Source organism: Neobacillus sp. BF23-41 (assembly GCF_041106275.1).
Map to the genome: position 1 here is coordinate 1 of NZ_JBGBPR010000063.1, position 6,901 is coordinate 6,901.

General features: G+C 38.6%; 5 protein-coding genes and 2 pseudogenes. All 7 read left to right on the top strand.

Annotated elements, in window-relative coordinates:
• The coding region (locus tag AB7942_RS29875; protein WP_369449692.1) for a DnaB-like helicase C-terminal domain-containing protein at positions 1 to 603 on the top strand (603 nt) is incomplete at its 5' end.
• A 330-nt stretch (positions 604 to 933) separates the two neighbouring features.
• Positions 934 to 1,044: pseudogene (locus AB7942_RS29880) on the top strand (universal stress protein); the annotation flags it as partial.
• Positions 1,045 to 1,220: 176 nt separating this feature from the next.
• Positions 1,221 to 1,799, top strand: a complete 579-nt coding sequence (locus AB7942_RS29885; protein WP_369449693.1) for a TetR/AcrR family transcriptional regulator — start codon at positions 1,221 to 1,223, stop codon at positions 1,797 to 1,799.
• Positions 1,800 to 2,179: 380 nt separating this feature from the next.
• Positions 2,180 to 2,878 carry an SDR family oxidoreductase gene (locus AB7942_RS29890; RefSeq protein WP_369449694.1) on the top strand — a complete coding sequence of 233 codons (699 nt, stop codon included), beginning with the start codon at positions 2,180 to 2,182 and terminating at the stop codon, positions 2,876 to 2,878.
• Positions 2,879 to 2,979: 101 nt separating this feature from the next.
• On the top strand, positions 2,980 to 4,062 hold the full coding sequence (locus AB7942_RS29895; protein WP_369449695.1) for an alkene reductase: 1,083 nt from the start codon (positions 2,980 to 2,982) through the stop codon (positions 4,060 to 4,062).
• A gap of 302 nt (positions 4,063 to 4,364) precedes the next feature.
• A complete protein-coding gene (locus AB7942_RS29900) occupies positions 4,365 to 5,363 on the top strand; it encodes an NADP-dependent oxidoreductase (RefSeq protein ID WP_369449696.1) in 999 nt (332 codons plus the stop codon).
• 1,093 nt (positions 5,364 to 6,456) lie between these two features.
• Positions 6,457 to 6,901, top strand: a pseudogene (locus AB7942_RS29905) (DNA replication protein DnaD); the annotation flags it as partial.

Below are 6,901 nucleotides of genomic sequence, written 5' to 3' on the forward strand. Positions count from 1 at the left end.
CAACAAGCATTGGTAGATATCTATGAGGCACCCTGGGAAGATCGAATAAGCCAGAAAAGTGCAACAACGGGTATCAAAAAGCTCGACGAAGTGACGGGAGGCTTTCAGGGCGGAGAAGTGACGATTCTAGCAGCAAGACCATCGATGGGAAAAACCGACGTGATGCTTCATTTTGCGAAAATGTCGGGTTGGGCAGGGTTTCTGCCACTCGTCTTTTCCTTAGAAATGCCTGAAAAGCTGATAACTTCCCGGTTAATGGCTTCGACTGGAGGCTTTAACCGTGCAAAAATGCGGGATCCAAAAAGAATGCTCAATGAAAATCAAAAGAATAAATGGTCGGATGTGATTGGTGATCTCACGGAAACCCATATGCAAATTTTTGATGGGGCTGGACAAACCATTGCTGAAATGAGAGCGAAAACGCGAAAAATGATGAATCAATTTCCATACAAGAAACCAATCCTTTTTATCGACTACTTAACACTAATCCATTCTGGACAATTTTACGGAGGGAATTCCCATTTACAAGTAACGGAAATTTCCAAATCTCTGAAAACGATGGCGAAGGATTTTGATTGCCCCGTCATTTGTTTGCGCAATTAGTCAGGCACCATATTTTTATTCAAATAGTTCTTTAGTTATTTGAATAAATAATTGGACGACACGAGAGGAATCCTTTATGGAAGGTAAGCCTAAGGCAATATGTCTGTGAAGGTTTGTTTCTAATGGCCGGATGTTCGATTTGGGAAAAGAAAGATTTTTCAATGAGAGCTCAGGCAGGATAAGCACCCCCAATCCTTCTTTAATGTATTTAGTTTAGATGTATTATATTTCATGTAAGTATTATTTTATTGATTGCTGGTGCACTAGTCGGTTTTGGATATGGAACTTATATGTCCAGTGCTCAGACTGTTGCAGTCCAATCTGCACCTGCTCATCGTCATGGGGAGCAGGGGGTTTGGAAATATTAAAGGGTTAATGCTCGGAAGTGTTAGTCAGAAAGTTTCCCAGCTATCGCATTGTCCTGTTTTGATCATCAAGTAATAGTAGCAAATTAGCCTTTATTAAAGGTTAGCCTTTTTTTTGCTGAACAGACCAGAGGCCAGCGCAAAAGTGGTGGAAGGTATTCTTTTTATAACAAGCATTTATGTGGAAAGGATATATTTTCTTTACCGATCGTTCTCAATATGTTATATTGACGATGGGAGGAGGAAAATAGAATGGCAAGAAGTAAAGAATTCGAAGAGAACGTAGTATTAGACAAGGCGATGAAGCTCTTTTGGGCACAAGGTTATGAGAAGACATCCTTGACCGATCTGGTCGAGCATATGGGAATCCATCGCAGAAGTTTGTATGACACATTTGGCGACAAACATACGCTGTTTTTGAAAGCTATGGATCGATTTCGCGATAAAGTCAGTGCTGAGCTTACGGGAGAAGTTAAACGCTCCAAGACTGCAGCGGAGGCTCTTCAGTTTATTTTTAGTTTCATGATAAATGGTGAAGAGCACTCGCCTTCAGGCTGTTTAATGGTGAATTCGGCGGTGGAATTGGCAATGCGCGATGCCGATGTGGATTCAAAGTCCACTGAATCGTTCACACTATCAGAGCAGCTACTCAAGGATATTATTCTGTGGGGGCAGGAGGAGGGAGAATTTACCTCAGATTACGATGCCGGCGAACTGGCGGAACATCTGCATACCGTATGTGTTGGGTTAAGGGTAATGACAAGAACCTCCATTCCCAAAGAAAAACTACACCGTATAGCCAATTTATCCATAAAACTTTTAGATAAATAATTATTTTATTCTTAGAATTATAGTTCCTATATGAGTAAGTCTGAGCTGTATTAAAGCTTACTCCTAAGAAGATATCATTGCTTATGCATTTTTTAGAATGATCGTTCTCGTATATGAGTCTTTCCTTACTTAAGCTCTCTCCATGAAGGGATCATTCTTTTGTGTTTTTTAGAATGATCGTTCTCGTATATGAGTCTTGCCTTACTTAAAGCTCTCTCCATGAAGGGATCATTCTTTTGTTCTTTTTAGAATGACCATTCCCATATAGCGAGACTTGCCTATGTCCAAAACTTCTCCTTAAGGAAATCATTACTTGCGTAGTTTTGAGGAGGAAGACATTTTGTTGTACCAAAATTAAATAATAAAAGGAGCACATAAAAATGAAAATTTCTGAACAAATCGCATTTGTTACCGGCGCGAACCGAGGTTTTGGACGCCATTTAGCACTTGAACTTCTATCCAGAGGGGCTAAGGTTTATGCTGGTGCAAGAAATCCTGAGTCCATTGACATTCCCGGTGTAATTCCTATAAAGCTTGATATTACTAACCCTCAAGAGGTAGCTGCAGCCGCTATGGTCGCTAAGGATGTTACGCTTTTGATCAACAATGCAGGATCGTCTACAGGTGCTTCTTTGATTGACGGTGATCTCGATAAAATACATTTGGAGTTTAATACGCATTTCTTTGGCACACTTTCCATGGTTCGTACTTTTGCACCGATTCTAGCAAATAATGGGGGAGGATCGATTCTGAATATTCTTTCCGCTTTATCTTGGGTTAGTTCGGGAACTGTTGGCGCTTATACGGCTGCAAAGGCGGCAGAGTGGGCATTGACGAACGACCTTCGTTTAAATCTCTATCCTCAAAATGTGAGAGTAGCTGGATTACATGTAGGCTTCATGGAGACAGACATGACGTCGAGCTTAGAAGTTCCCAAATCCAACCCTGAGGATATCGCAAAAATTGCTATTGATGGATTAGAATCCGACAGCTTTGAAATTGTTGCTGATGACGTGAGCCGAAAGATCCAAAGAGATTTTGCCGGTGGTGTATCTGCGATATACCCACATCTCTCCTAAATACAAATTACTAATTCAGTGATTTGTCCAAGATTTCAAACAAAAGGTAAAAGGACACACGTATACAACGGGTAACATCATTTGAGGAGGAGTGTACAAAAATGGATAAATTGTGGAGCAAAACGAAAATTGGAAATTTGGAATTACCTCATCGTTTAGCGATGGCACCAATGACACGTAGTAGAGCGCAAGAAGATGGTACACCGGGAGAACTAAGTTCCCTTTATTATGCTCAAAGAGCATCTATGGGATTAATTATTAGTGAAGGTACACAACCTTCTGATGATGGACAAGGTTACTTATGGTCACCTGGCATCTATACTGAAAAGCATATTGAAGGGTGGAAAAAGGTTACGGATGCGGTGCATGAAGCAGGTGGATTTATGTATATCCAATTGATGCATGCTGGTCGTATGTCCCACCCTGACAATACACCTCATCATCGACAAGCAGTTGCACCATCTGCAATCGCACCTGGTGAAAAAATGTTTACTGCTAAAGGGATGCAGGAAATACCCGTTCCATGTGAGTTAAGTGAAGAAGATATTCAAACGACAATTGCAGACTTCCGAAAAGCAGCATCTGCAGCTATAGAAGCAGGAGCTGATGGCGTTGAAATTCATGGAGCAAATGGTTATCTAATTAATCAATTTATCGGAGTAAATTCTAATAAACGAACGGATAAATACGGTGGATCAATAGAGAATCGTGCTCGCTTTGCTATCGAAATAACGAAAGCAATCGTTGAAGAAATTGGAGCAGAAAGAACAGGCTTTCGTATTTCACCAGGTACACCTCTTGGTGGAATTGAAGAAGGTGAACAAGGTCCTGAAGTTTATCTCCATCTTGTAAAAGAATTAGCTCAATTCAATTTAGCTTACCTTCATGTTATGCATTTAGGAAACGAAACACTGCTCCATGAAATTCGTTCAATTTGGTCAAATCCATTATTAGTCAATCGAGCTGGTCGAGCTCTAGAAGATATTAGTGTAGATATTGATAATGGCGTTGCTGATATGGTACCAGTCGGTGTATGGTCATTAGCTAATCCGGATTTAGTAGAACGTCTCAAAAAAGGGTTTCCTTTGAATGAAGCTGACCGTACAACATTCTTTGGTGGTAACGGAAGCGTGGGTTATACAGATTATCCTACGATGAAAGAACTAAAATCTCAAGAGGGGTAAGTATAGCTTATAGGGTGAAGAATGGCGTACAACTGAAAAATTGTACGCCATTCTTTCATCAGAATTAGACATTGTGGGAAACAGCTGTCTTGGTAATTAATATATAAAAGTTTGTGCCGTTTTTTGGCTCAACCTGAAAATCAGTGCTTGATGCATGAATTACGTGTATTTGCAGGCGTTTGGTGCATTCTTGGGCTATATCCTTCAAGCACTGGTTTTTGTTTTGAGTCACCTACATTCAACGCTAGAGATTGCATTTCATGAAAAGCCACCAAAACATTGTAAAGGAAGAGGATGAAAAAATGAGAGCTGCTCAAATGCAGAAATATTCAAAAGAAATTCAAGTGGAATTGAATGATGTTAATATACCAGAAAATAATAGCCGAGAGGTACTCGTTAAAGTAAAAGCAGCAGGTGTTAATCCATTAGATATCCTTATTTTAAATGGGACTATTCGAATGATTTCTGATTATGCTTTACCAGTAACTTTAGGAAATGAACTATCTGGTGTTATTGAGGCTGTTGGAAAAGATGTTAAGAACTTCCGAGTTGGTGACCACATTTATACAAGGTTGCCGGTTAATCAAATTGGAGCTTTTGCTGAATATGCGGCCGTCAATGAAGATGCTATATCCATAATGCCTAAAAATCTATCCTTTATTGAAGCAGCCGCTGTTCCCCTCACTGCTTTGACTGCTTATCAAGCATTAAATGACGTACTCAATGTACAGCCTAACAAAAAGTTATTTATACCTGGAGGAACCGGTGGCTTTGGTGCTATGGCAATCCCCATCGCCAAATCAATGGGGTTATATGTTATAACAAGCGGCAGTGAAAGAGGTAGATCACGTACACTGTCGATTGGCGCTGATAGATTCATAAATTATCATGAGGAAAACTATGCCAACATTTTATATGATATAGATTATGTTATCGACACCTTGGGAGCAAAAGAGATAAAAGCAGAACTTGGTATCTTAAAACCTCAAGGCAAGTTAGTATCATTAAAAGCCGTACCTAATTATCGCTTTGCGGTTGACAATAATTTTCCGATGTGGAAAAAAGTATTGTTTGGTTTAGTGGGTGCTCGTGTAGATTTTTTAGCACGTAAACATAAAAATGAATATCACTTTTTATTCGTACACGCCAATGGCAGTCAATTACAAAGAATCACTAATCTTGTTGAAAAAGAAAATATCACGCCCTCTATTGATTCAATTTATAATTTTAATGACATTAACAAAGCATTAATAAAAGTTTCTACTGGACACTCACAAGGCAAAGTTATTGTAACCTTCTAATCTAAAATTTAAGTACGTGGAAGAACTCTTGTTAAACTATAAGGTGCTTTCCTTTTATAGATCTAGCTGCCAATAGGGTAGCTTTTTATTTATGTCGCAAACGGGGAAGTTCATTTAGTTAGAAAAAGATATTCATAGTTTCATAAAATTAAAAAGCCCCCTCCAATAAATGAATGAGGCTGCAAACAGATGCAAAAAAGGTCTATCCTAACGGGAAAAAAGAGCAAAACCATGAAGCTAATCAAAAACAACGCAGAAATGGTTAACTCTGGAAGAAAAAACTAGTAGGAAACTATTTATTCACCACTACCGTCAGCAGCAAACCGGAAATACATTAATCAAGAATCAAAATTAAAAGTTAAGGAAGCTATTTATAAGTATTTAAGCTAGTTTATCAATCTTCTTGGAGTTCAGGCACCGATAAATCAGTTGTTTATTATTTTTGGCAGCATTTCGGTAAAAATCTCGATAAACATAAATACTAGTATTAGGATGGCAGGTATGGAGTGAATTGCAAAGCTTAGGTAGGCAAGTTTCAGTTTGCCATTTGATTGGTCGAACCATTTCGTAATGTACTCAATCAGTAAGTCAAGAAGGACGGATCCGATAAAAAACGAGGACGAAAATAAGGCTATTCCTAACGGTGCTTGTGGTTCAAATAATTCATTGGTTGGATTGAACAGAAACAAAGGTTAACAATTAATTTTTGGTCCAATATTTTAGAAGCAACAGGGGAACAGTTCTTTCTAAAACCTAAGAAAGTTTAGATAAACGGCTTCACAAAAAAAGGGTAAAAAATAATCAAAATTGCAAAAAACGCCTTCAAAAATCAAATTTGAAGGCGTTTTTTGACGTTTACGCTCAAAAAATGCCCTCAAATTTGAAAATTGGAGATTCGCTTTACACCGCCAATCTCGATATCGTAGAAGTACAGAGGATGCGGGCTTTCACCTAAATCCTGCGCAAAAGACTAGGTGATGAAAAGGTGTCATAAAGTATTCACATATTATTGAAAAACATATGACCATTTTCTTCATTTAATTATATATCAAGTATGAAGGAATTTTTTTTAGGAGAAAGGTAGTGGTTGAAGATGGCAAAGTTTAGAATGGTACGTACTGATTTTTGGAAGAATCCAATGGTATCAGAGGAGATGACTCCAGAGGACAAATTCTTCTGTCTTTATCTTCTTACAAATCCACAAACGACACAAATTGGAATCTATAAGATTACCAAAAAACAAATGGCTTTTGATTTGGGTTATTCGATTGAGAGTGTTCACTCGTTAATGGAACGATTCATCGTGCATCACAAGCTGATTCGTTACAATCCTGAAACGAGAGAACTGGCGATTAAGAACTGGGGGAAATATAACCTGGATAAAGGCGGGAAACCGTTCATAGATTGTATATCTTCCGAGTTAAAGGATGTGGAGGATCTCTCACTGATTCAATATGTTTTGAAGGCGATTCAAAAACAGGAAATTCGCAGTCTATTTGAATCATTTTGTGAACAAGAAGAGCTGGTTTTCGGCAAGG